The following is a 24562-nucleotide window of genomic DNA, read 5'->3' as shown; positions in this document are numbered from 1 at the left end:
CGGGGATCCCTCATCTACGACCCGCGCGGGTCGTCGCCGACGAAGATCAGGGTCACGCGCTGCGCGTCGATCATCTGCTTGCCGGCGTCTTCAAAATTAACGGTGACGCGATGGCCGATCACGGATTGCACCTGTCCCAGACCCCAGTCGGGCTGGCCAGGATGACGCACGAGCACGCCGGGTTCGAGAAACGGATCCATAACGCGCTCCTGATAGGCCGCCTGCGCAGTTTGCCAAAGCTTCAAATCACGCCAGAGTTCGCGCCCATGACCGATATGCCCGCTTCCGAGCCCGCCCCGACCGCCGCCGCCGCCGACATCAAGGGGCCCGACTTCGCCGCCATGCTGGCGGCGCGGCTGTGTCACGACTTCATCAGCCCGGCCAGCGCCATCGTCTCGGGCCTGGATCTGCTGGAAGACCCGTCGGCCCAGGACATGCGCGAAGACGCCATGAGCCTGATCGCCTCGTCGGCCCGCAAGCTGGCGGACCTGCTGCAGTTTTGTCGGGTGGCCTTCGGCGCCTCGGCCTCGGCCGAGGATTTCGACTCCCGCGAGCTGGAAAAGCTGGCCCAGGGCGTGTTCGCCCATGTGCGTCCGGAAATGGTCTGGGACATCGAGCCGCGCGCCATGAACAAGCCCTCGGCCAGGGTCATTCTCAATATCGCCCAGCTGGCCGCCAGCGCCCTGCCGGCCGGCGGCGTGGCCACCCTGAAGGGCGTCACGGCGGGCGACCGCTTCCTGATCACCTCGGATTCGATCGGCGCCCGCGCCCGGTTGCGCCCCGAGGTTCTGGCGGGCTTGCGAGGCGAGGCGCTGACCGAGGGTCTCGGCGGCCCGTGGGTGCAGGCGGCCTATCTGCACGCCGTCGTGCGGGCGGCCGGCGGCCAGATCGGCGTCGAAACCGGCGAAGACCGCATCAGCCTAGCCGCCTGGGTTCCGGCCTGAATCCTTTTCGCCGGGAAAACGCCCGTCACGCGCCCTAAACTCATCGCTCCTTAACCTCGGCGCCCGACGATGGGCGCCTTGGAGTGGAGCGCACCGTGAAGACCTGTCTCGTGGTTGACGACAGCCGGGTGATCCGAAAGGTCGCCCGCCGAGTCCTCGAGGACATCGGCTTCGAAATCGCCGAGGCCGCCGATGGCATGGAGGCCCTCGCGTGGTGTCGCGCCGCCATGCCTGACGCCGTGCTGCTGGACTGGAACATGCCGGTGATGAACGGCATCGAATTCCTGCGCCAATTGCGCACCGAACCCGGCGGCGACGCCCCGACCGTGGTGTTCTGCACCGTCGAGAACAATGTCGATCACATCCGCGCCGCCCTCGAGGCCGGCGCCAACGAATATATCATGAAGCCGTTTGACGGTGAGATCATCGCGGCGAAGTTCGCCGAGGCGGGCCTGCTGTGACACCTGAAGACATGGACCTGCTGGCCGCCCTGGGCCGCGCCCGCGCCGGCCTGAGGATTGACGTCGACAAGACCTATGTCGTCGAAAGCCGTCTGGCGCCCCTGGCCCGCCGCGAGGGTTTCGACTCGATCGAGGCCCTGCTCGCCACCCTGCGGGCCAAGCGCGAGGAGCGCCTGATCTGGGCGATCGTTGAGGCCCTGACCTTCAACGACACCAGCTTCTTCCGCGACCGCGAGGTCTTCGCCCATCTGCGCGACACGGTGTTGCCCAACGCGTCCAAGACCCGCCGCGACCAGCCGATCCGCGTCTGGAGCGCCGCCTGCTCGACCGGGCAGGAAATCTATTCCCTGGCCATGGCGGCGGGCGAAAGCCGCGACGTCGAGCCGGGCGCCAAGTTCGAATTCTTCGGTTCCGACCTGTCGGAACGCTGTCTGGAAAAGGCCCAGAGCGGCCTCTACACCCAGTTCGAGGTCCAGCGCGGCCTGCCGATCCAGCAGCTGGTCAAGCATTTCGACGGTCAGGACGACACCTGGGAGATCTCGCCGCGCATCCGCCAGGCGGTGCGCTGGAAGCGGATCAACCTGCTCAGCGACCTGACAGCCCTGGGCAAGTTCGAGGTCATCCTGTTGCGCCACGTTCTGGGCGATCTCGACGCGTCGCTGCACGGCCGGATCCTTGAAAACCTGGTCGCGCGCCTGGCCGAGGGCGGTGTTCTGGTCCTGAGCCCCGACGACCCGCTGACCGGCTCCGCGACCACCCTGCTGCAGGACAGCGACACGCCGGGCGTTTTCATCCGTGGTCCCGCCGCCCAGGAAGCCGCAGCCTAGGGCCGCCTTTCCGACCCGATAGGTCTTTCACACCGCTCAGGAAAGTCCTGCGGTCCAGACATGACAACGCCCGCCGATCGAAACCGGCGGGCGCTTTTCTGACTCCAGAGCCAGACTAGTTCTTGGCGTCTTGGGCCGTATCCGTCACAGCCTTGCCGGCCGAGGAGACGTCCTTGCCGGCGCCGGCCACGGTGTTGCAGGCCGTGACGGACAGGCTGGCGGCGATCGCGGCCAGAATGATCAATTTGCGCATGATGGTCTCCGAGGGTTAGGGCCTTGTGGCCCGGTAGAGCTGTTCGCTGAGGGAACGCCTCCACGCACTCTAGGTTCCGGATCCGGGCGCCTGCGGTGTTGGAAAAACCAGCCGCACCAAAAGGCCGCCACTTTCACTGGCCTCGAAGGTCACCTTGCCGCGAAGTTGGCGGGCGAAAGCGTTCATCAGGGTGCGCCCCACCCCCATGGCCCGGCTCTCGACGGCGCCGGGGCCAGTGTCGCCAATGGACAGCTCGGCCACCTCGCCCCGCACAGCGAAGTTCACCGACAACAGCCCGCCCCGCTCGCCGAAGGCATGTTTCTGGGCGTTGGTGATGGCCTCGACCGCGAACAGGGCGATCGGCGCGAGACGGTCAGGATCGATGACCAGCGGGTCGGCGTGCACCTCGGTGCGCACCGACCCTGCGGCCGAGGCGTCGCCGGCCAGCAGCTGGGCGGTCAGCTCCTCCAGGAAGGGCCGCAGGTCGACGCGCTTGAGGTCTGGTCCCTGATAGAGGGCGCGATAGATCTGGGCCAGGGCGGTGATGCGCTGGCGGGTGTCGTTCATCGCGGCCTTCGCCGCGGGATCGGTCAGGGCCCGCTGCTGCATGTTCAGCAGCGAGGTGATGATCTGCAGATTGTTCTTCACGCGGTGATGGATCTCGCGCATCAGCGCGTCCTTCTCCGCCAGGGAGTCCATCAGCGAGGCGTCGCGCGCGACGATGGCGGCGGCCATGTCGTCGAGCGTGGCGGCCAGTTCGCGGATTTCCGGCGGCGCGCGCTCGGCCTGCAGCGGTCGAACCGTGAAACGGCCGCGCGCATAAATCGCCGCGACGCGCTGCAAATAGATGATCCAGCGGATCACCGCATGTTCGGCGGCGTACAGCACGGCGCCCAGGGCCAGAGCGAAGGACAGCAGCGGCAAGACAAGGCGGGAGATCGGATTGATCCACGCCCAGGACATCAGGCCGGGCGAGGGGGCCGAGAGCAACACGATCACCTCGTTCTTCTGGGTCAGGGAGGCGGCCGAATAGCTTCTTTGGCGGCCCTGCCGATCCTTGCCCGACCACAGCACGGCGCCGCGCTGAACGACCTTGGCGCGCCAACCTGGAGGGGTGGTGTTGAAGGCGCTGGCCTCGGTGGCCGCGAAGACCACGCCGCGCGAGTCGGCCAGAGCGATCTCGGCGCCGTCGGGCATGAATCGGCTGGCCGTTTCCAGACGCAGGCTGCGCAGGCTCAACACCGCGACCATGGCGCCGTCAAACCGCCCCCCGACACCGTCGGCGCGAACGGCGGCCAGCACGGACGGTTCGGTCGCATAGACCGCGCCGGGGGCGCTGGCCACGGTCCCATGCGCCCCGGCGGCCAGGGCTTGAAACCAGGGGCGCGACGCGCGCTGCGGATCGGGCGGGGTGGTCCCCGCCGCGCATGCCAGCCGGCCGCGCGCGTCGAACCGGATCAGATTGGCGTAGCCTTGAAGACGGTCGCGCACATCGGCCAGCCTCTGGGCGCACTCCAGCCCCACCGAACCGGGGCCGAGGGTCTGCAACAGAACATCGGCCGCCTCGATTCGCGCCCGGGCGATCGCCGCGCTTTGCTCGGCGGCGCGTTCGAGGGTCTGTTGACGCAACTCCGCCTCGGCGCGGAACGCAAACACGGTCTGCAGGCCGCCCAGAATCAGGACAGGCAGCAGCGCGACACACAGCGCTGCCGCCAGCCGAACACGAATCGAGGTTAGGGCGCCCGCCCCCCGGGCCCTGAAAGGCTTCACCGCAGAGAGCTCAGTCGCTCCGCGTCGGCCAGGATAGAACCCATCGCATCGCTCGCTGAACGACCGTCCCGATCATAGGCCCCCGCCTCGAGGATCGCCTGCAGCGCCCGCCGCGCCCGACTGACGCGGCTCTTCACGGTCCCAACGGCGCAGCCACAGATGGCGGCGGCTTCTTCATAGGCGAACCCGCCGGCTCCAACGAGGATCAGGGCTTCGCGTTGCTCGGGCGGCAGCATGCCCAGACCCAGACGAAGCTCGTCGAGGGCGACCGGGGCCTCAGGATCATCGACAGCGACCAGGGTCCGCTCGGCGGCGTCCTGGTCCAGCTGGCTCTGGCGCCACGAACGGCGCTTCTCGGAATAGAACTGATTGCGCAGGATCATGAAGGTCCAGGCCTTCATGTTGGTGCCCAGCTGGAAGCTGGCGCGCGCGTCCCAAGCCTTCATCATGGCGTCCTGCGCCAGATCGTCGGCGGCGGTGGCGTCGCCGGTCAAGGTGCGGGCGAAGGCCCGCAGATGCGGAATCAGCGTCACAAGCTCGCGCTTGAAAACATTGTCGCGCTGCGGATCGAACGGCGAACGGCCAACCTGGGTCTCCGCCATGTTCAGTCCTCGCCTCCGGCCTTGTCGGCCTTGTCGGCCTTACGGAGAATTTCAAGGAATTCGTCCGGGACCGCCTCATTGACGACCTCGTCGAACATCTGACGCAGCTTCACGCCGATTGCCTGCTGGCGCAGACGGGCTTCGTCGAGCGCCGGGGCGCCTTTGCGGTGATCTTCCATGGGTACGTGTTCGATCATGTCCTCGACGCCGGTATAACGCAGCGCCCGCCCCCTTTGGCCGAATGTTTCTTTGCGAGATGACAACGCGGATTTCCGTATGGGGTTCCCGAAGCTTGGGCATAGAATGGCAAAATTCTGCGATCGGCGGAACCGCATCGCCAAGACGGCGTTTAACAGCCTGATCGCATGGCCCAGCTTGGGCCTCAGATCGCGTTTTTCATACAGACACCGCATCGGGAGGGGTCATGAGTTTACTTGCTCGGCTGGCGCCGCATCTGCCTTACGTTCGTCGCTACGCCCGCGCCCTGACCGGGGATCAGTCCACCGGGGACCATTATGTGCGGGTGGCGCTTGAAGCCGTGGCGGCCGGCGAGCATTCGCTCGACGCCGACCTGTCGCCGCGCGTCGCCTTGTATCGGGTTTTCCACGCCATCTGGCTTTCGACCGGCGCCCAGCTTGAGGCCCGGCGCGAGTCGGAAGGCGGATCGGCCGGCGACGACGCCACCGAGCGCTTGATGCGGATTGCGCCGCGGTCGCGTCAGGCCTTCCTGCTGACGGCTCTGGAGGGTTTCACCCCGACCGAGGCCGCCCAGATCCTGGCCTGCGAATTCGGCGACATCGAACGTCTGATCGCCGAGGCCCAGACCGAAATCGACGCCGAACTGGCCACCGACGTCCTGATCATCGAGGACGAACCGGTGATCGCCGCCGATATCGAGGCCCTGGTGCGCGAACTGGGCCATGAGGTCACCGACATCGCCGCCACCCGCGGCGAAGCGATCGAAGCGGTCAATCGCAAGACGCCCGGCCTGGTGCTGGCCGATATCCAGCTGGCCGATGGCTCTTCGGGCATTGATGCGGTCAAGGACATCCTGGCTCGCCTGGATGTGCCGGTGATCTTCATCACCGCCTTCCCTGAGCGCCTCCTGACCGGCGAGCGCCCTGAGCCCACCTTCCTGATCACCAAGCCTTTCCAGCCGGAAACGGTGAAGGCGGCGATCGGCCAGGCGCTGTTCTTCCATCCCCGGAAGACCCGCAAGGCGGCCTAATTAGACGGCCCATAGCCTGAAACGCCGAACGGCCGCCCCATCGGGCGGCCGTTTTTCGTGGGTCATTTCACGCCTGACCGAGGGCCTAGAGCAAGGCGCGTGAAATCGGACTCACGCGCCTTGCTCCAGGTTTTTGTTTTCGTATCGGTTTTGCGGAAGGCCGGCGTCCACTCTTCCGCACGATGCTTTAGCCCTCTGGCGGTTGACCGACGGGGGCCTGGCGAACAGGAGTCTGCTCGGTGCTGTAGCGGTTCGCCTCCGCCGCGGTTTTCGGGCCGTTATTATGCTCAACCGAGGCCAGATCATTGGCGCGGAAGCCCCAGGCCCCAAACAGGACGATGGCGGTCAAGACGGTCGAGATCACGAGAATCCAGACGACCGGCTTGCCCCGGCGGCCCTGTCGAGCGCGGGTCGCATTCAGTTGCGGGGCCGGATCATGGGTATCGGCGGGCATGTCGCTCTCCTTCAGTACGAGGTCTGGGCGGGCGAGATCATCTCGATCGGCATGGGCCGGGCGGTGAACGCTTGAACGACGCCCGCGGAAGCGGCCACCGCCACAATCACCGTCAGCGCAAGGACCCGTTGCCTGGCCGCTCTCTGGCGCCGGGTCGGGGTCGCGAAAAAAACAGTACCGCCATGGCCAGCTTGATAGCTTCGGATCACGACGCGCCCTCCAGTCGATAACGGCCCGCTCGACCGTCATGGAAAGAACGTGCGCGGAACGTCGATGTTCCCTGAACCCGGCTTCAGGCCGCTCCAGCCCGACCTCGACAAAATAATCCCGTCATGCGGGAACCGTCCTTCGGTGATCGCGTTTACAATCTGCGGAGGCGGCGACGCCCCCCCGACTTGAGGCCGGCGCAAGCCGGCCTGCCGCCTCCGCACCCCCCCCAAATTCGATGACCTGAAGGCGCACCGAGAATGCCGCGCGCGACTCGGCCTGCGCGCCGGCGTCAGGGCCGAGCGCTGAGCGAAAAGGCGATATCGGCGCGGCGACGCAGCGGCGCAGCAGCGCCTGACGGGCGGGTGGCGCCCGCCTCGCCCACGGCGAAGAGATCAAACTCCACCCGGGCGATGCCGGCCTTGGTCAGGACGCTGATCACCGATTGGGCCCGACGCCTGGAAATCTCCAGATTGACGCCCGGCGCGCCGATGGAATCGGCCAATCCGACCACGCGGACCTCGTTGACAACGCAGCGTTTGGCCTGGGCGGCGGCGGCGGCCAGAACCGATCTCGCCTCGCGCGTGACCTGCGTCTCGTCGCGCTCGAAATAGATCGAGACCTTGAAATCGGCGCAGGGGGCCGATGTCGCCTCCATCGCGGTGCGGCCCGGCCGCCAGGGCGCAGAAGCGCAGCCCGCAAGCATCAAGCCGGCGCCCAGGGCCACCGCCGTCATCTTCATCGTCATGTCGCCTCACCACTTCCCAGACGTGCGAAGGGGCGACCGACAATCGTCGGCCGCCCCTTCCCTTTGATGGCGCGATCGTGCCGCTAGCGCGGACGACCGTCCTCCCAGAAATAACGGCCGCTGCGGGAGTCGTAGTAGTAATAGCGACCGGCCCGCTCATCATAATACTGGCGCTTGTTGATGTTGGCGCTGGCGCCGCAGCCGCCGTCTTCACGGCAACCCTTTACCGCGCCGGCCGTGCCGCCGATGGCGGCGCCGATCGCTGCGCCGGTTCCCGCATCGCCGCTGCCGACATTATTGCCGATCACCGCGCCCGCGAGCGCGCCGATCGCTGCGCCGCCGGCGGCGTTGCGCTCAACATTGCCTGTCGACGTGCAGGCCGTGGCCATCAGTCCCACGCCCATCAGCGCGATCATGGTCATTTTCATTGTGGCTCTCCTATCGAGCTGTCCCGCTCTGGCTAACGGCCGACGCTATTCAAGGTTCCGGCGGAACTCCCCAAAAGCTTGGCCGTTAGCCCGTGGAGCAGAATAGAACGAAGGGGCCACCGTGCGGCGCGTCGAAATCATAGCCAATATCGCCTCCGGTTCAGTGGGTCCGGATGCGCCCGCCCTGGCGGAGCGTCTTCTCGCCGAACACGGCGTCACCGGAACCGTGCACACGCCCGGCGAGGGCGAGCTGCAGGCCTGTCTGCGCACGGCGATCGATTCCAACCCCGACGCGGTGTTCGTCCTCGCCGGCGATGGCACCGCCCGCGCCGCCGCCGAGATGTCGGGGCCCGACGGTCCACCGATCGCGCCCCTGCCCGGCGGAACCATGAACATGCTGCCTCGCGCCTTCTATGGCGATCGGTCCTGGCCCGAGGCCATGGTCGCCTGCCTGACGGAGGGAACGCCGCGCATGGTCTCCGGAGGCGAGGTCGGCGGACGCCTGTTCTTCGTCGCCGCCATTCTGGGCAACCCCGCCCTTTGGGCCGATGCGCGCGAGGCCGCCCGGGCGGGCAAGCTGCGCCTGATGGTCCTGCGCGCCCAGCGCGCCTTTCGACAGACCTTTTCCGGCCGACTGCGGTTCTCCCTCGACGGGCGCCCCAAACAGAAGACCGAGGCCCTGAGCCTGATGTGCCCGCTGGTGTCCTCGGCCCTGGACGAGAACGAACGGGCGCTGGAGGCCGCGGCGCTGGATCCGTCCAACGCCGTGGAGATCTTCCGCCTGGGCGTCACCGCCATCACCGGAGACTGGCGCAACGACCCCTCGGTCAGTGTCGAGCGGTGCCGTGTGGGCAATGTGTGGACCAATGGGCGGATCCCCGCCATTCTTGACGGCGAGCCGATGCGAATGGATCCCGAGGTCCAGATCCGTTTCCGTCCCAAGGCTTTCCGCGCCGTGGTCCTGCCGGATTGACCCGCCCGATCAAGATCATCCAGGTTTCCGACCTGCATTTCGGCGGCGAGAATGTCGCGGCGACCGAGGCGGCCCTGGCGTGTTTCGAGGCCGAACGCCCGGATCTTGTGGTGGCCGCCGGCGACCTGACCCGAGACGGCGCTGTGGCGGAGTTCGACGCCGCCCGCGCGTGGCTGGATCGGGCGCCCAGGCCGCAACTGACCACCCCGGGCAATCACGATACGCCGTTCCTGGGTCCCGGAGAGATCGTCGAGCGCCTGATCGCGCCGTGGCGACGTTATGAAGCCCGGTTTGGCCCGGCCAGTCGCGTCGTCTGGCGCGCGCCGGGCGTCTCGGTCTTTACGATCAACACGGCCCGGCGGGCCCAGTGGCGGATGAACTGGTCAAAAGGCGCCATCGCGCAGGATCAGGTCGACTGGCTGATTGATCAGATCCAGGCCGCGCCCGCTGGCGATGCACGTGTGGTGGTGTGCCATCACCCGCTCATCGAACTGCTCGGCGAGCCGATGACGGGCCGGGTGCATGGCGGCCCGCGCGGGGCGGCCCGCCTGGCCGTGGCGGGGGCGGACCTGGTGCTGTCAGGACATATCCACACGCCGTTCGTCGAACCCTATCCTTTCGGAGACGGCAAGACGGTGGCGGCGGTGTCGGGCACCCTGTCGGTGCGCGAACGCGGATCCCCGCCCAGCTTCAATGTCATAGAGATCGACCCGACTGAAATCCGGGTCACGGCCATGGCGTTCGGCGGAACCGACTTCACCGTCTGGCGCAGCTGGGCGGTCGATCGCCGCCCGGTCTGAAGGCTCGGCGGCGCGGCCTTGGCCGCACCGCCTCAGCCCGTCCTTAGCCGGCGGTCGGGGCCGGATAGGCCCAGGCCTTGCCCGCGCCCTTGGCGGCGGCGAACTGGCTGTCGGCCAGGGTCCAGTTGGCCAGACCGTCGAACCAGGCTTCCAGGAAGCCCTTCCGGTTGTTCTGATGATCCAGATAATAGGCGTGTTCCCAGACGTCGCAGACCAGCAGCGGCGTAACGCCGGCCTGGGTGACGGTGGTGGCCGCGTCATGGGTCGAGATCACCTTCAGCTTGCCGCCCTCGGCGACCAGCCACACCCAGCCGGAAGCGAAGTGACCGACGCCCTCGGTGACGAAGGCGGTCTTCAGGGCGGCCATGTCGCCAAAGGCCTCGGTGATCGCGGCGGCCAGATCGGCGCCCGGCGCCGTCTTGGCGGGGCTCATGGCGTCCCAGAAGAAGGCGTGGTTCCAGGCCTGGGCGGCGTTGTTGAACACCTTGCCCGGGCTGGCGGTCTTGATGACCTCTTCCAGCGAGCCCTTGTCGTCGCCGTTCAGCAGGCCGTTCAGGGCCGTGACATAGGCGGCGTGGTGCTTGTCGTGGTGGAAGTGCAGAGTGTTGGCCGAAACGGTCGGCTCAAGCGCCTCATAGGCGTAGGGAAGCTCGGGCAGGGTGTACATGCTCACTCCATGGCATGGCGTTCCCCACGGAGGAGGGCGGGAACGCTCAGTTGAAACTTGGACTTACCGAGGCGGTTGCCGGGTTTCCATAAACGCCTTGGCGACAGCCGCCGTCAGGGTCGGGTTCTTCAGGGCGAAGACACCGGCGGCCAGGGCCGCGCCGATCGAGATCAGCGGTCGATCCTTGACGATCTCGACGATCTTTTCGGCAAAGCCGAAGGAATCTTGCGCCGGGCTGTACGGCGCCTGGCGATGGTCCGCCTTGCGGGCGGCGAGGAAGCCGGCGATCGCCACGATCAAGGCGGCTACGCCCGCGACCACGGCAGCGGCGCCGGCCGGACCCAGCCGGGTCGCGACGACGGCGAAAAGCGCAAACGCGGCGGCGAACACGCCGACAGCGGCGGCGGCCGCTATGGCCGCCGCCGCTGCGAGCGTCATCAGGGTTCTTTCGAAAATCACCGGTTGGAGCTGCGGTTGCCCGCGATCAGCAGCCCGATGAGGACGCCAACGCCCAGCCCGGCGAGGGTGGCGGTCAGCGGGCGCTCGCGGACGCGCTCGGTGACGTAGCGCTGGGCTTCGTCCAGTTGTTCGCCGGCGGTGTCGGTATAGGTGCGGCTCTGGGCGCGCAGCGTATCGAGGCCCTCAGCGACCGACTTCTCGACGCGCTTGGCGGCTTCCGCCAGCGAAACCTTGGCGGCGTGGGCGGCCTCGACGAACTTGTGTTCGGCCTGTTCAGCCCCGGAAACGGCGGCGGCCTTCAGATTTTCGGCGTCCTTAGCGGCGGTCTTCAAAACATTGGAAGCCATGGTGTTCTCCGAATTCGCGAGGCCGCTGAAAGGGCCGGCTGGCGGCGCTGTTGTACCGGTCAACGCGGAGGCGTGCTGACCGGTTCCACATTAGCGTGGGCGTTCGAGCTTCACCACAGCAGAATCGTGATCGGCACTCGCGCCTGACGCGAAGCGGGTCTATGGTCCGGATTATGGACGATCCCCATTTCGCGCCAGACGTTGACAAGGAAGCCGCCAGATTGCGCGCTGTCCGGGCGCTCAAGGTGATCAAGGCCCCCATAGAAGACCCCCGGTTCGCGCGAATCGTTCGCCTGGCGGCCAGCCATTTCGGCGCGGCGAGCGCTTCGCTCGTCTTGATCGACGAGACCCAGCTGCGACTGAAGGCCGGCTTCGGCTGTCCAGCGCCGGATCCCGCGACGCCTCGGGCAGGCTCGGTCGCGAACCTGGTCATTCATCTGGGCGCGCCCCTGATCAGTCAGAACGCCCGGACCGATCCTCGCCTGGCCGACCTCTCTGTGGCTCGGGACGGATTCCTGGCCTGCGCCCCGGTCATCGCCCCGGCCGGTGAGGTGGTCGGCCTGCTGATCGTCGAGGATCCCACTCCCCGCCCGTCGATCAGCGCCGATCGTCAGGTCCTGGCCGATCTGGCGGCCCTGGCTATGGAGGAGATGCTGCGCGACGCGCCCCCCTCTCCTCCCATCGGCAACACGCCCAATCTGGACAGCGAGCGCCTGGCCCTGGCCATCGGCGCGGCCCGAATGGGCGAGTTTGAATGGGACCGGGCCCGCGACATCTATCGGATCAGCCCGCGACTGGCCAGGATCACCGACCTGCCCGAAGGCGTGATCCCGGCGGAGGACGGTCAGGCTCTGTTTCCCTATGTCCACGCCGACGAGCGCGAGGAAATTCAGCGCACCGTTGACCAGGAGCTGCGGAAGAACGGTCGATACGAGGTCGAATTCCGCAGCATTCCTGATGAGAACGGACGGATCCGCTGGCACCGCGCCGCCGGCGTGATGCGGCTGGACGAGAACGACAAGCCCACCCAGCTGATCGGCGTGATCCAGGACATCACCGATCGCAAGCAACAGGACGAACAACGCGAAAGCCTGCTGGCCGAGCTGGACCACCGCATCAAGAACCTGCTGGCCGTCGTCCAGTCCGTGGCCGCCCAATCGGCCCGCAAGTCGTCCTCGCTGGATGTGTTCCTCAAGACCTTCGCCGGTCGGCTGAAATCGATGAGCTCGGCGCACGATCTGCTCAGCGCCGCGCGCTGGCGCGGCGCAACCCTGGCGCGAATCGCCGCCGCCGAACTGGGCGGTCTGGCCCCCACCCAGACCCGCTGGGACGGCCCGGAACTGTTTCTCACCCCACGCGCGGCCTCGGCCCTGTCGCTGACCTTGCATGAACTGGCCGTCAATGCCGTGAAGTTCGGGGCGCTTTCCACCGAGAACGGCAAGGTCGAGGTGGTGTGGCGTCGTTCACCCGACGGCGGTTTCGCGCTGGAATGGCTGGAGACCGGCGGCCCGCCCGCCACCGAGCCGAGCAAGCGGGGTTTTGGGGCCACCCTGATCGAGGACGTGGTCGGGCGCGAGCTCGGCGGCCAGGCCCGCATCGACTACAAGCGCGGCGGCGTCAGCGCCCTGATCCAGGCCGCACCCCAGGCCCTGGCCGACGGACCGCCGCCCGAGCCCGCCCAGGTCGCGGCGGAACGGATCGTCGAGACCCTGATCGCCGCCGACGAGACGGTTCGGCCCGGCGCGATCGCCGGCCTGCGGGTGCTGATCGTCGAGGACTCCCTGCTGCTGGCCCTGGAACTGGAGTCGGGCCTGGAAGACGCCGGTGTCGTGGTGGTGGGCTGCGCCGCCGAACTGAGCGAGGCCCTGGCGATGCTGGACCAGACCTTCGACGTGGCGGTGCTGGACGCCGACCTCAACGGCCAGTCGGTCGCTCCGGTGGCCGAGATCCTGCGCCAGCAGGGGCGGCCCTTCGTGTTCGCCACCGGCTATGCCGACAAGGCGGCCCCGATGGGCTTTGACGCGCCCATCGTCCGCAAGCCCTACAATGTCCACCAGATCGCCCGCGCCATCGCCGACGTGACGGGTCGGCACTAGAGCACCTTGCGGGCCCTCAGGTCGGCGATCGCATCGTCGGTGAGCCCGGCCACCTCGCGCAGCACGGCGTCGGTGTGTTCGCCGAGAGCCGGACCGGGCCAGCGCACCCCGCCCGGGGTTTCCGACAGGCGCGGAAAGGCGTTCTGCATCTTCACCTCGCCAAACACCGGATGGGGCACGGTGACGATCGACTCGCGGGCGATGAACTGCGGATCGGTCAGCATGTCGGGCGCGCGATAGATCCGTCCCGTGGCGATGCCTGCTGACTCCAGCTGCGGCAGCAGGGTCTCGATCGCGTGGTCCGCCGTCCAGGCCGCGATGCGGGCGTCCAGCTCGGCCTGATGGGCGCCCCGCGCCGCATGATCGCGATAGCGCTCATCATCGGCCAGGTCTGGCCGGCCCATCAGATCGCAGAGCCGCCGAAACAGCGTGTCCTGATTGGCGCCGATCAGGATCAGCTCGCCGCTCTTGGTGGGATAGACATTCGACGGCGCGATGCCGGGCAGGACCGCCCCCGAGCGTTCGCGGACATAGCCGGTCAGATCATATTCGGTGATCAGGTTTTCCATCACCGTCAGCACGCTCTCATAGATCGCCGCATCCACCACCTGGCCCCGACCAGTGCGCTGGCGGTTGTGCAGCGACATCATCACCCCCAGGGCGGCGTTGAGGCCCGACAGACTGTCGCCGATCGAGATCCCCGCCCGGGCCGGATTGCGATCGGGCTCGCCGGTGATGTGCCGCAGGCCGCCCATCGCTTCGCCGACCAGGGCGTAGCCGGCGCGGTGCGAGTAGGGGCCGGTCTGGCCGAAGCCCGACACCCGCGCCATCACCAGACCCGGATTGACCGCCGACAACGCCTCATAGCCCAGACCCCAGGCCTCCATCGTGCCGGGCCGGAAATTCTCGACCACCACATCGGCCTTGGCGATCAGGTCGCGGGCGATCTGACGCCCCTCGTCGGTGCGCAGATCCAGGGTCACAGACTTCTTGTTGCGGCCGATCACCGGCCACCAGGGCGAGTGGCCCTTGGGCTTGGTGCGGCCCCACTGGCGCATCGGATCGCCCGCCTTGGGATCCTCCAGCTTGATCACCTCGGCGCCGAAATCGCCGAGAATCTGACCGCAGAACGGACCGGCGATCAGGGAGCCCATTTCAATGACCCGCAGTCCGGTCAGAGGCGGTGGCGCCATGTCGATCTCCCAAAAGTCTCGGAACCGATCACGGCCCTGTGATGTTTTGTCTGTCATACGGCGCCGCGCGACGCCGCACCCGAACCTAGACCTTCCAGAAAAAACGCGCAGGGAAACACAGCCATGACCCGCAACATTCTTCTCGTCGGCGCCGCCTTCGCCGCCCTCAGCCTCGTCGCCTGCGGTCCGAAGACCGAAGAAACCAAGGGCGCGGCGACTCCGACCGAACAGGCCGCCACGCCGGACGCCAACCCCGCCGCCACCATCCCGACCATGGCCGATGAAACCAAGGCCGACGTCTTTGCGATGAAGGCCGCCGACAGCGACCTGTTCGAGGTCGAGGCCGCCAAGCTGGCCCTGAAGCGTTCGACCAACGCCGAGGTCAAGGCCTTCGCCAAGAAGATTCAGACCGCCCACACCCTGAGCACCGAAGGTCTGAAGGCCGCCATCGCCGCCTCGAGCGCAGTCATCACCCTGCCCACGACCCTGTCCTCGGACAAGCAGGCCATGCTCGACGACCTGACCAAGGCCGACGACAAGGACTTTGACAAGGCCTATGCCGACAGCCAGGTCGACGCCCATCAGGCGGCCCTGAACCTGCTGCAACGCTACGCCCAGGACGGCGACACCCCGGCCATCAAGACCTACGCCGCCGGTATCGCCCCGACCGTCCAGGAGCACCTGAACATGGCCGAAGGCCTGAAGAACGGCTTCGTGAACTAACCCAAAACATCTGAACTTCCTGCATCCCATCACTTGTCATCCCGGAAGCCTCGCAGAGGCTGTCCGGGACCCAGGGGCAGCCGCATCGCAGTGGCCCCTGGGTCCCGGCGTTCCGCTTCGCTACAGCCGGGATGACAAGGTTTTGGGGCGTTGAAGGTGAGATTGGACTCTAAGGAATCGCGTAGGCGACCGTCGCCTTGGCGGCGGCGCGCTCGCGCGATTCGGTCCACATCAGGATATCGGCCGTCGCGATGCGACGGCCGAGCTTGAGCAGGCTGGCCTCGGCATAGAGATCGCCGGGCTTGCAGCCCCGCAGGAAATGAATGGTCAGCGAGGTCGTCACCGCCATGGCCACCTCGCCGATATGGGCCAGGATGACGGCATAGGCCACCGTGTCGGCCAAGCTCATCAGGGTGGGGCCCGAGATCACCCCGCCGGGCCGGAGCTGGCGGCTGGCATAGGGCAGTTTCAGCAAGGCCCGCCCTTCCTCAACCTCGATGATCGACGGCATCTGCGCCGGATCCCCCTCCGGAAAGGCGCGCCGCAAGAAGGCGTTCAGCGCCTCGGCGTCCATCCGGATGACGCCGCCCTCGCTCATCCGCCGACCTTGACGGTGTTGTCGTCGCCATTGCGGTCGATGACGGTGTTGTAGGGATCAATCCCGGCCCAGCGCGGCGCCCTGTCGACCGTGAAGGTCAGGGTCTGGACGCCCGAGCGGATCGGGCGGCGCGCGTACAGCACCACATTGCCGGCCTTGAAGTCCTTCTTGCCCGGCTCGGCGGTGAACAGGCCGATATCCATCACCTCGTTCAGCGCCGCCGGGGTCTCCTTGCCCTTGCCGTCGGCGTACATCTTCCGGGCCTCGATCGTCACCGCCACGTCAAAGCGGCCGTCGGCGCGTTTCCTGACCGAGGCCGTCTTGGTCTTGAGGTCGTAGAGGGTGATCTTCTCGAACAGGTCGGTGATCAGGGCCTGCTTGTCGGCCGGGGCCTCGGCGCGGATGGCGGCCATGAAGTCCAGGGTGGTCGGATAGGGCGCGCCCTTGAAGGCGTGAGCGGCGATCAGCTTGCGCAGGGCGCGGTTGACCGCCGCCTCGCCGATCTCGCTCTGCAGCCGGTACATGACCAGCGAGCCCTTGCGATAATAGACATAGGGCTGCTCCTCGACCTTGTAGAGCGGCTGCTCCTCAAGCGGATCGCCGCCCCGCGCCCGCAGATAGCTATCGAGCTCAAACTTCAGGAACTTGCGGATCTGGCTCTCGCCATACATCCGCTTCATCACCATCAAGGCTGAATACTGGGCCAGGGTCTCGCTCAGCATGGCGCCCCCCTGCTGGTCGGCGCCGATCACCTGATGGGCCCACCACTGGTGACCGATCTCGTGCGCGCCGACATAGGTGACCATGTCGATCTTCTCGGGGTCGCGGTAGTCGGAGATGAAGAACAGCCCCTCAGACCACGGAATCGTATTGGCGAACGACTGGGCGAACTGGGCGTAGTCGGGGAACTCCTGGAACCGCAGCTGCCGGAACTGGTAGGGGCTGAACTCGGCCGACATATAGTCGAGCGAGGCCTTCATCGCCCCCTTCATGCGGTCGATGTTCCAGGGATGCTGGGCGTCATAATAGACCGCCAGATCCACGCCCTTGTAGGCTTCGCGGCTGACCTGGTAGCGCGCCGACTGGATCGAGACGAAGGCCTGGATCGGGGCCTCGGTGACGAAGCGGGCGGTGCGGCGATCGGCCTTGACCACGTCGGAGACCTTGTAGCCCGGCGCGATCGGCGTCTGGTCGGCCACGGTGGTGACGGTGATGTCCGACGACACCCAGTCGGCGTCCTTGCGCAGGCCGTTGAACTGCCGGGACGGGACATCGCCCAGACCGGCCATGCGGCGCTCGGCCGGCAGGCCATATTTGCGACGCTTGGCGCGGTCCTTCAGCAGACCGTCGCGGGCCATCCCCAGGATCGGGGCGATCGCCAGATTGTTGATGAAAGTCCCGTTGGCGACGATCTGGGTTTCGCCGCCGCTGTTGGGAAAGCCCCTCTGGGCGCGCTGGGTGATGAAACTCATCCTGCGCCGCTCGCCCGGCAGCATCGGCGTGTCGAAAGCGAAGATCCGGTAGTTGAACGCCTCATAGGTCTTTTTCGAGCGCGCGCCCTGGATCGACAACGCCTTGACGCTGAGATCGCGGTCGAACCGCACGTGGATTTCGCGGAGCGGCTGGTTGGTCTTGTTCTCGATCACATAGGCCCCGCGCGTGTCGATGCGCGGTTCGTCGGGATAGAGATCCACGTCCAGCATCATCGAGACGATCTTGGGCTGGGGCGTGTTCTCGAACGGCAGCAGGGTCTTTTCGTAGTCGGCCTGCCATGTCTCGTTGTCGATGCTGGTGCGATAGGCGTTCCAGACATTGGTGTTGATGAAGATGAACACGCCCGAGGCGGCGAACACCGTCAGGGCGATGGCCAGGGTCGCGCCGGCCTTGCCGGTCATCCGCCGCGGCAGACGCGCAAGGCGCGGCCACAGCCGGGTCTCGGTCCCGCGCCGCCACAGGCCATAGGCCAGCACCGTCAGCACCACCGCAAAAGCGCTCCAGTAGAGCCGCAGCCACCAGGCCCCGATCCAGAACCGGCCCTGGCCGTTCATGTCGGAAAAGGGCGTGTCAATCACGGCCCCGTAATTGTAGAGCTTGTGCTCAAAGCCGAGGTTGGTGAACGTCAGGGTGGCGACGATGTAGATCACCATCAGCCCCCAGCCGATGAACTTGTGCGGGCTGATCGCCTGCAGGAACACCGCCAGCACCGCCAGCAGGATCCAGTCCACCGATTGCGGCAGGACGTACCAGAGCAGGTACTTGTTCAGCTCCAGATGGGTGTAGCCGTGGGCCAGCTGGCTAATGATCGCGGCCAGCACGCTGACCAGCAGGGTCGAGATCAGCACCAGCGAAATGGCCAGGGTCTTGGGGCCCACAAAGGCCCAGTCGGGCACAGGAGTGGCGTCGATGATCTCGTGGGTCTTGCGCTCGCGCTCGCGCCAGACCAGTTCGCCCGAATAATAGATGGCGATGATCATCGGGATCAGACCGAACGACCCCATCAGCGGCGTCAGCAACATGCGGGTGACCGGATAGATCACCCCGCCATAGCGTCCGGCCTCGGTCGCAAACCACAGGGAACCCATGGCGTTGGCCAGGCCCAGGAACAGCAGCACGAAATAGGCCGGGCTCTTGAACACCTGGCCCATGTCGAGCCGGGTGCGGGCCGCCAGCTGGGCCCAGGCGGTCCGACGGTCGTAGCGCGGAACGATCGGACCCGACGGGACGGCCGGCAGGATCTCGATCGGAAGCGGCGCGTCGGCCTTGGGCGTTTTGAGCTTGCGGTCGCCGGCCAGGTCGGCCGACTGCGTCCTGAACAGCCAATAGGCCCCGACCAGAAAGGCCGAGGCCACGGCCAGGCAGAACACCCGGTTCCACAGCAGCACGCCGGCCAGCGGCGGGGTCAGGGTGTTGCGCTCGGTGGCCGTCCAGTACTTGGTCACCAGGCCATAGGCGGCGGTGCCCAGCGGCTCCCAGATCGCCGCGCCCTTCTCGAACTCGGGACGGTCCAGAGCGATGCCCGCGACAATGAACATCACCAGGAAGGCGATGACGCCGACATAGGTCCACATCATCGAGCGGGTCACGGTGGCCAGGGCGAAGAAGATCGCCGAGGTCAGGAAGATCGAGGGCAGGGCCAGGGCGAAATACGAGAACAGATAGGCTTCGAGGATATTGGGCCCGAGCCGCTCGGGATCGATCCAAGGCATGAACGAGCCGATGAAGATCGCCAGCGGCACGGCCAGAAACGAGATGGCGGCGGCCAGGAACGCGCCCGTGAACCGGCCGTACAGATAGTCGAACTTGCGGATCCGGGTGGAGCGCAGGATCGGCCCGAATCCGGTCTCGTCGTCGCGCACCACCACATTGGCCACAAAGGCCGTGGTCACGAACATATAGAAGATCGACAGGATCAGGTGGGTCTGGGCGATCGCGAACGGGGCGTTCTTGTGGATCGAGCCGCCGCCGCCGATGCGGATCTGGTCGATGGTCGCCGCGCCGAAGGTCAGCAGGAAAAAGATCACCGCCACCACCCAGAACACGGGCGACTTCAGCTGGTAGCGGAGCTCGAAGCCCGCGATCTTGCGAAACATCGGCCCGCCCTCCTAGGCCGCGCGGCGGGTGGTGGACAGGGTCGAGAAATAGACGTCCTCAAGCCCGCCCTCGACCTTCGTGAAGCCGTCGCCGGGATCGCTGTCGGCCAGAACGTGGATCACGGTGCGCCCGGCCATCAGCCGCGTGGAGATCACCTGATAGCGCGCCTTGACCGCCTCGAGCTCGGCCTTGTCGATGACCTTGCGCCAGATGCGGCCGCTGAGCTGGGCGACCAGGTCGGCCGGGGCGCCTTCCTTGACGATGCGGCCATCGCAGATGATCGCCATGGCCGGGCAGAGATCGGCGACATCCTCGACGATGTGGGTGGAGAGGATCACCACCACGTTCTCGCCGATCTCGGCCAGCAGATTGAGGAAGCGATTGCGCTCTTCGGGATCGAGGCCGGCGGTGGGCTCGTCGACGATGATCAGGCGCGGATCGCCGATCAGGGCCTGGGCGATGCCGAAGCGCTGGCGCATGCCGCCCGAGAACCCGGCGATGGCCTTCTTGCGCACGCCCCACAGATTGACTTGGTTGAGCAGACTCTCGACCGTCTCTTTGCGTTCCTTCGCGCCGGCTATGCCCTTGAGCACCGCCATGTGGTCGAGCATGTCGTAGGCCGAGACCCGCGGATAGACGCCGAAGTCCTGCGGCAGATAGCCCAGGGTGCGCCGCAGCAGCTCGGGGGTCTTCAGGACGTCGATGTCGCCGAAGCGGATATGGCCCGAGGTCGGGGCCTGCAGGGTGGCGATGGTGCGCATCAGGGTCGACTTGCCGGCGCCGTTGGGGCCCAGCAGGCCGTACATGCCGCACGGTATGGTCAGACTGACCTCGTCCAGGGCGCGAACGCCGTTGCCGTAGACATGGGTCAGGTTCTCGATGATCAGCATCGTGCGCTCAAAGCCCCCGCAGTGATTGACGCCCAAAATTCCCCATAACCCTCATGGCCCGACCGCGTTGACGGGGGCAAGTGAAAGAACGTTTAGGCGTCTGATATGGTCGGATGATTTCTGATGCGCGATAACATGGTCTGGGTGCTTTTGAAGTGGGCGGTTTGGCGCTAATCAGGCGGCATGACGACGTTCGCCTTTCCCCCGCCCGCCCTTCCCACGGTCCCGGTCGAGGGATCATCGGCTGTCTTTCCGGTTCGGCGCATCCTGTGCGTGGGCCGCAACTACGCCGCCCACGCCCGCGAAATGGGCGGCGACACCCGTGATCCGCCGTTCTTCTTCGCCAAGCCGGCCGACGCGGTGGTCCCGCTGCCGACCAGCGTGCCCTATCCGCCCGCCACCTCGGACCTGCATCACGAGATCGAACTTGTGGCGGCCCTGAAGGGCGGCGGCGAGAATCTCACGCCCGAGCAGGCCATCGCTCTGGTGTTCGGCTACGCCGTGGGCGTGGATCTCACCCGGCGCGACCTGCAGGGCGCGGCCAAGGCCAAGGGCCAGCCCTGGGAAGCGGGCAAGGCCTTCGACGCCAGCGCCCCGATCAGCGCCATCCGCCCGATGAGCGACCCGCCGCCGGAAGGGGCGATCTTTCTGAGTGTCAATGGCGTGGAAAAACAGCGCGGCCAGATCTCGGACATGATCTGGAACGTCGCCGAGGTGATCGCCAAGGCCAGCCAGCTGTGGCGGCTGGAGGCCGGCGACCTGATCTTCACCGGCACGCCGGAAGGCGTCGGCCCCATCGTGCGCGGCGACCGGGTCGAAGGCGCGGTCGAGGGCGTGGGCCAGCTGTCCTTCACCCTGGTCTAGGAGGGGGACATGAAGCTCATTCTTCACAGCGCCTGGCGGGCCAGCGCGCCCTATCGGGTGCGGATCGGTCTGAACCTCAAGGGCCTGGACTATGCGATCCAGCCGGTGGACCTGGTTTCGAGCCAGCATCAGGACGAGGCCTATCGCGCGCTCAACGCCCAGGCCCTGGTGCCGACCCTGGAAGTGGAGGGCCCCGGAACCGAAAAACGCCGCCTGACCCAGAGCCTGGCGATTCTGGAATGGCTCGACGAGACCGTCCCCCAGCCGCGCCTGCTGCCCGCCGACCCGTTCGACCGGGCCACGGTGCGGGCCATGGCCGAGATCATCGCCTGCGACATCCATCCAGTGAACAATCTGCGCATCCTGCGCGCCCTCACCCGGCTGGGCGTCGATCAGGACGGCCGTGACGCCTGGGCCCAGCGCTGGATCACCGACGGCTTCACGGCCCTGGAGCCGATGGTGGCCCAGAACGGCCAGGGCTACGCCTTTGGCGACGCCCCGGGCCTCGTGGATTGCTGCCTGGTTCCCCAGGTCTATAACGCCGCCCGTTTCCACGTGGACATGACGCCGTTCCCAGCGATCAACGCCGCCGTGGCCAAGGCCCTGAACCATCCGGCGATCGCCGCCGCCCACCCCAACCTGCAACCGGATGCGACCCATGCTTGAAGATCTCAAGGCCAAGAACGCCGCCTGGTCCAAGGGCAAGACCCAGGTCGATCCGCAGTTCTTCAAGCGGCTCGAAAACCAGCAGAGCCCCGAATATCTATGGATCGGCTGCAGCGACAGCCGCGTGCCGGCCAACGAGATCGTCGGCCTGGATCCGGGCGAACTGTTCGTGCACCGCAATGTCGCCAACCTGGCGCCGCCCCAGGACGCCAACTACCTGTCCGTCCTGCAGTTCGCGGTCGACGTGCTGAAGGTCAAGCATGTGATGGTCGTGGGCCACTATGGCTGCGGCGGCGTGGCGGCGGCCATCGATGGCCAGCGGCGCGGCCTGGTCGATCACTGGCTGCACCCGATCCGCGAGGTCCATGCCGAGCACAAGCACGAGCTGGACGCCCTGCCCAGCGAGAAGGAAAAGCTCAATCGCCTCTGCGAACTGAACGTTATCCGTCAGGTGCGCAATGTGGCCGCCGACGTCTTCGTGCAGGACGCCTGGGCGCGCGGCCAGGAGCTGGCCGTGCACGGCTGGGTCTATTCGCTGTCCAACGGCCTGGTGAACGACCTCAATGTCGGCATCGCCAATCTTGAGGATTACGAGGCCGCCGTGGCCTCTAGCCCGCTTTGATGCGCACCCGGGCGGTGGCCTTGCGCCCCTGCCCGTCCACCACCGACAGCTTGTAGAACCCCGGCGCCGAGGGCCGCCAGACCACCCGGCCGCTGACCGGATCGGCCGCCAGCGGCGTTCCGGCGACGTACCAGGTCAGGTCCTCGCCGCCGGCCGCCAGCACCAGCCCCCGCGACCTGGGCCCCAGGGCCTCGACCTGTACGGCCGCGCCGTCGGGCGGGAAGATCAGCCGGGGGCCGTCATCGGCCGCGCGCAGCCGCTGCAATGCTTCGGGCGCCGCCTTGGGCGCGATCGGACGCGGGGCGGTGGCGGGAGTCCCGATCACGTCGGCGACGTCGAACAGCAAGGGCAAGGCCGCATCGCGTCCGGTCAGGCCGCCACGCGCCCCGCCATCAGCCCGGCCGGTCCAGACCACGATCGCATAGCCGCCCACCACCCCGGCCGCCACGGCGTCGCGATAGCCGTAGGAGGTGCCGGTCTTGAAGGCCATGGCCGGTCCGCCCAGGGTCAGGGCCGAAGGCGCGCGGCCGCGCGGGGCCGGGGCCTCGCGCAGAATATCCAGCACCTGCCGCGCCGCCTCGGGCCGCACCAGCCGGGTCCCGCCCGACTTTTCGCGCAGCCTGGCGTCGGTCTGCGTCCAGGCCAGGGGCTTGGCCAGGCCGCCGTCGCCGAGCGCGGCGTACAGCATCACCAGATCGCGCAGGGTGATGCCCTCGCCGCCCAGGGCCAGGGCCAGGCCGGCCGCCTTCAGTTCCGATTTCGGCCGCGCCAGATGCGCGCCCGCCGCCTCGATCCGGCCGGCGAACACCTCCGGCCCCAGGCGCTCCAGGGTCGCGACGGCCGGGACGTTCAGCGAGTGGGTCAGCGCCTCGCGCACGGTGACCTTGTCGTGGAACACCCGGTCGAAATTCTCGGGCTGATAGTCGGCGAATCGCGTGGCGCTGTCGGTCAACTGGGTGTCGGCGGCCACCAGACCATCGTCCATGGCCATGGCGTAGATGAACGGCTTCAGGGACGAGCCCGGCGAGCGCAGGGCGCGGGTCATGTCCACCCAGCCGCCGGCCCGGTCATGGCCCGCCGAGCCCACGGCGGCGCGCACGGCGCGGCCCTTGATCTCCACCACCAGGATGGCGGCGGTCGCCTCGCCGCCCTGCGATGCGGCGATGGCGGCGGCCATCGGCTCCAGCCGCGCCTGCAGGTCGGCGTCGAGGGTCGAGATGACGCTGGCCTGATCGGCCGGGGCGGCGCGGGCCAGCTCACCGGCCACGTTCCAGGCCAGGGCGGGAAACGGCGTGCGACGCGGCAGGGGTTCGGCGTCCGCCTCGGCGGCGGCGGCCTCGGTCAGCGCCCCGGCCCGAACCATCTTGTTCAGCACCGTGCGCCGGGCCAGCCGCGCCGCCTCGGGCCGGCGATCAGGCCGCCGCGCCTCGGGCGACTGCGGCAGGGCGATCAGCAGGGCCTGCTGGCCGTCGGTCAGACTGGTCGGTTCCTGGCCGAAATAGGCCAGGCTGGCGGCCCGCACCCCCTCCAGATTGCCGCCATAGGGCGCCAGGGTCAGATAGAGGGCCAGGATCTGGCGCTTGGTCAGACGCGATTCCAGCTGGGCGGCGCGGATCATCTCGATCAGCTTGGCGCCCAGATTACGCGGGCGCGGCTCCAGCAGGCGGGCGGTCTGCATGGTCAGGGTCGAGGCGCCCGAGGTCGGGCGGCCATGCAGGATCGCCGAGCCCGTCGCCCGGACCACCGCCAGGGGATCGACCCCCAGATGGCGATAGAAGCGCGCGTCCTCGATGGCGATCAGGCGCTTCTGGAAGGTCTTGTCGGTGCGGTCCAGATCGGCGCGAATCCGCCAGCGGCCATCCTCGACGGGCAGGGCCCTCAGCCAGGCGCCGCGCCGGTCCAGCGCCACCGGTGATGAGTGTTTGGCCCGAGTCATGTCCGGCGGGAAGGCCGCGCTCAGGGCGAACAGCGCCACCTGGACGCCGAGGAGGGCGATGAGAACGCGGGTGAGCGGCGCCACCATCTTCCCCCTCTGGGGGAGGAGGATGCGCAGCATCCGGAGGGGGCCAGTGGTGGAAGCGCCCCCTGAGTCAGCAGGCGTCATTCCACCACTAGCCCTGCGTCACTCGCCCCCTCCGGGTCTGCGGCCCT

General features: G+C 67.4%; 27 protein-coding genes. 11 read left to right on the top strand and 16 right to left on the bottom strand.

The features are described 5' to 3' along the window. Positions 1-14: 14 nt before the first annotated feature. Entirely contained in the window at positions 15-200 is a 186-nt protein-coding gene (locus ACW18B_RS04115; RefSeq protein WP_492049783.1) for a DUF3553 domain-containing protein, read from the bottom strand. A 66-nt stretch (positions 201-266) separates the two neighbouring features. Between ACW18B_RS04115 and chpT the strand changes: the two genes are divergently transcribed. The 3 genes from chpT (at position 267) to ACW18B_RS04100 (ending at position 2232) form a co-directional block, all read left to right on the top strand. Continuing rightward, a complete protein-coding gene (gene chpT / locus ACW18B_RS04110) occupies positions 267-944 on the top strand; it encodes a histidine phosphotransferase ChpT (protein ID WP_492049781.1) in 678 nt (225 codons plus the stop codon). An 83-nt stretch (positions 945-1027) separates the two neighbouring features. Then, positions 1028-1405, top strand: coding sequence for a response regulator (locus ACW18B_RS04105; protein WP_492049780.1), 378 nt, complete (start codon positions 1028-1030; stop codon positions 1403-1405). Further along, positions 1402-2232 carry a CheR family methyltransferase gene (locus ACW18B_RS04100; protein WP_492049778.1) on the top strand — a complete coding sequence of 277 codons (831 nt, stop codon included), beginning with the start codon at positions 1402-1404 and terminating at the stop codon, positions 2230-2232. Before ACW18B_RS04105 ends, ACW18B_RS04100 begins: the two co-directional genes overlap by 4 nt. A gap of 115 nt (positions 2233-2347) precedes the next feature. On the opposite strand, the gene ACW18B_RS04095 is transcribed toward ACW18B_RS04100, so the two are convergent. The 4 genes from ACW18B_RS04095 to nepR all read right to left on the bottom strand — a co-directional run bounded on the left by ACW18B_RS04095 (position 2348) and on the right by nepR (position 5054). After that, the gene (locus ACW18B_RS04095) at positions 2348-2488 is read right to left on the bottom strand and encodes an entericidin A/B family lipoprotein (RefSeq protein ID WP_492051869.1); all 141 of its coding nucleotides are present in this window, start codon (positions 2486-2488) and stop codon (positions 2348-2350) included. Positions 2489-2554: 66 nt separating this feature from the next. Then, entirely contained in the window at positions 2555-4255 is a 1701-nt protein-coding gene (gene phyK / locus ACW18B_RS04090) for a sensor histidine kinase PhyK (RefSeq protein WP_492049776.1), read from the bottom strand. After that, positions 4252-4857, bottom strand: a complete 606-nt coding sequence (locus ACW18B_RS04085; RefSeq protein WP_492049774.1) for a sigma-70 family RNA polymerase sigma factor — start codon at positions 4855-4857, stop codon at positions 4252-4254. The genes phyK and ACW18B_RS04085 overlap by 4 nt, the downstream gene beginning before the upstream one ends. Positions 4858-4859: 2 nt before the next feature. Continuing rightward, positions 4860-5054: an anti-sigma T factor NepR gene (gene nepR, locus ACW18B_RS04080; protein ID WP_492051868.1), complete on the bottom strand. Its 195-nt coding sequence runs from the start codon at positions 5052-5054 to the stop codon at positions 4860-4862. 227 nt (positions 5055-5281) lie between these two features. Here nepR and phyR point away from each other — a divergent pair, with 227 nt between their 5' ends. Continuing rightward, complete coding sequence (gene phyR, locus ACW18B_RS04075) at positions 5282-6085, top strand: anti-anti sigma factor/receiver protein PhyR (RefSeq protein ID WP_492049772.1); 804 nt, start codon at positions 5282-5284, stop codon at positions 6083-6085. A 187-nt stretch (positions 6086-6272) separates the two neighbouring features. Here phyR and ACW18B_RS04070 read toward each other — a convergent pair whose 3' ends face one another. From ACW18B_RS04070 to ACW18B_RS04060, 3 genes are all read right to left on the bottom strand, one after another. Then, positions 6273-6539 (bottom strand): hypothetical protein, encoded by a 267-nt coding sequence (locus tag ACW18B_RS04070; protein WP_492049770.1) that lies wholly within the window; start codon positions 6537-6539, stop codon positions 6273-6275. A 499-nt stretch (positions 6540-7038) separates the two neighbouring features. Next, positions 7039-7494 (bottom strand): OmpA family protein, encoded by a 456-nt coding sequence (locus ACW18B_RS04065; protein ID WP_492049769.1) that lies wholly within the window; start codon positions 7492-7494, stop codon positions 7039-7041. 83 nt (positions 7495-7577) lie between these two features. Next, entirely contained in the window at positions 7578-7922 is a 345-nt protein-coding gene (locus ACW18B_RS04060; protein WP_492049768.1) for a YMGG-like glycine zipper-containing protein, read from the bottom strand. Positions 7923-8043: 121 nt separating this feature from the next. On the opposite strand from ACW18B_RS04060, the gene ACW18B_RS04055 reads away from it, so the two are divergent. Together ACW18B_RS04055 and ACW18B_RS04050 are read left to right on the top strand one after the other, a co-directional pair. After that, positions 8044-8895 (top strand): diacylglycerol/lipid kinase family protein, encoded by an 852-nt coding sequence (locus ACW18B_RS04055; RefSeq protein WP_492049766.1) that lies wholly within the window; start codon positions 8044-8046, stop codon positions 8893-8895. After that, positions 8892-9695, top strand: coding sequence for a metallophosphoesterase family protein (locus ACW18B_RS04050; RefSeq protein ID WP_492049765.1), 804 nt, complete (start codon positions 8892-8894; stop codon positions 9693-9695). Before ACW18B_RS04055 ends, ACW18B_RS04050 begins: the two co-directional genes overlap by 4 nt. A 43-nt stretch (positions 9696-9738) precedes the next feature. On the opposite strand, the gene ACW18B_RS04045 is transcribed toward ACW18B_RS04050, so the two are convergent. The 3 genes from ACW18B_RS04045 to ACW18B_RS04035 form a co-directional block, all read right to left on the bottom strand. After that, positions 9739-10362, bottom strand: a complete 624-nt coding sequence (locus tag ACW18B_RS04045) for a superoxide dismutase (RefSeq protein ID WP_492049763.1) — start codon at positions 10360-10362, stop codon at positions 9739-9741. A 63-nt stretch (positions 10363-10425) separates the two neighbouring features. Beyond that, positions 10426-10800 (bottom strand): hypothetical protein, encoded by a 375-nt coding sequence (locus ACW18B_RS04040; RefSeq protein ID WP_492049761.1) that lies wholly within the window; start codon positions 10798-10800, stop codon positions 10426-10428. A gap of 17 nt (positions 10801-10817) precedes the next feature. Continuing rightward, positions 10818-11168 (bottom strand): hypothetical protein, encoded by a 351-nt coding sequence (locus tag ACW18B_RS04035; RefSeq protein WP_492049759.1) that lies wholly within the window; start codon positions 11166-11168, stop codon positions 10818-10820. 161 nt (positions 11169-11329) lie between these two features. Between ACW18B_RS04035 and ACW18B_RS04030 the strand changes: the two genes are divergently transcribed. Beyond that, complete coding sequence (locus ACW18B_RS04030) at positions 11330-13264, top strand: HWE histidine kinase domain-containing protein (protein ID WP_492049758.1); 1935 nt, start codon at positions 11330-11332, stop codon at positions 13262-13264. Here ACW18B_RS04030 and ACW18B_RS04025 read toward each other — a convergent pair. Beyond that, positions 13261-14457, bottom strand: coding sequence for a CaiB/BaiF CoA transferase family protein (locus tag ACW18B_RS04025; RefSeq protein WP_492049756.1), 1197 nt, complete (start codon positions 14455-14457; stop codon positions 13261-13263). The genes ACW18B_RS04030 and ACW18B_RS04025 overlap by 4 nt on opposite strands. 123 nt (positions 14458-14580) lie before the next feature. Between ACW18B_RS04025 and ACW18B_RS04020 the strand changes: the two genes are divergently transcribed. Then, a complete protein-coding gene (locus ACW18B_RS04020) occupies positions 14581-15180 on the top strand; it encodes a DUF4142 domain-containing protein (protein WP_492049754.1) in 600 nt (199 codons plus the stop codon). A 169-nt stretch (positions 15181-15349) separates the two neighbouring features. Here ACW18B_RS04020 and ACW18B_RS04015 read toward each other — a convergent pair whose 3' ends face one another. Genes ACW18B_RS04015 through ACW18B_RS04005 form a run of 3 tightly spaced genes read right to left on the bottom strand, consistent with a single transcriptional unit; the run spans position 15350 to position 20259 of the window. After that, the gene (locus ACW18B_RS04015) at positions 15350-15778 is read right to left on the bottom strand and encodes a PaaI family thioesterase (protein WP_492049752.1); all 429 of its coding nucleotides are present in this window, start codon (positions 15776-15778) and stop codon (positions 15350-15352) included. Further along, positions 15775-19368, bottom strand: a complete 3594-nt coding sequence (locus ACW18B_RS04010; protein ID WP_492049750.1) for an ABC transporter permease/M1 family aminopeptidase — start codon at positions 19366-19368, stop codon at positions 15775-15777. Before ACW18B_RS04010 ends, ACW18B_RS04015 begins: the two co-directional genes overlap by 4 nt. Positions 19369-19380: 12 nt before the next feature. After that, complete coding sequence (locus tag ACW18B_RS04005) at positions 19381-20259, bottom strand: ABC transporter ATP-binding protein (protein ID WP_492049748.1); 879 nt, start codon at positions 20257-20259, stop codon at positions 19381-19383. 183 nt (positions 20260-20442) lie between these two features. On the opposite strand from ACW18B_RS04005, the gene ACW18B_RS04000 reads away from it, so the two are divergent. Genes ACW18B_RS04000 through ACW18B_RS03990 form a run of 3 tightly spaced genes read left to right on the top strand, consistent with a single transcriptional unit; the run spans position 20443 to position 22411 of the window. Continuing rightward, complete coding sequence (locus ACW18B_RS04000) at positions 20443-21123, top strand: fumarylacetoacetate hydrolase family protein (protein ID WP_492049746.1); 681 nt, start codon at positions 20443-20445, stop codon at positions 21121-21123. Positions 21124-21132: 9 nt separating this feature from the next. Further along, a complete protein-coding gene (gene maiA, locus ACW18B_RS03995; RefSeq protein WP_492049744.1) occupies positions 21133-21789 on the top strand; it encodes a maleylacetoacetate isomerase in 657 nt (218 codons plus the stop codon). Continuing rightward, on the top strand, positions 21782-22411 hold the full coding sequence (locus tag ACW18B_RS03990; protein ID WP_492049742.1) for a carbonic anhydrase: 630 nt from the start codon (positions 21782-21784) through the stop codon (positions 22409-22411). Before maiA ends, ACW18B_RS03990 begins: the two co-directional genes overlap by 8 nt. Here ACW18B_RS03990 and pbpC read toward each other — a convergent pair. Beyond that, entirely contained in the window at positions 22398-24467 is a 2070-nt protein-coding gene (pbpC, locus tag ACW18B_RS03985; protein ID WP_492049740.1) for a penicillin-binding protein 1C, read from the bottom strand. The genes ACW18B_RS03990 and pbpC overlap by 14 nt on opposite strands. Positions 24468-24562: the final 95 nt, after the last annotated feature.

This window comes from Caulobacter sp. FV2ps19 (assembly GCF_058681035.1).
This window is presented reverse-complemented; position numbering and strand designations above follow the sequence as displayed.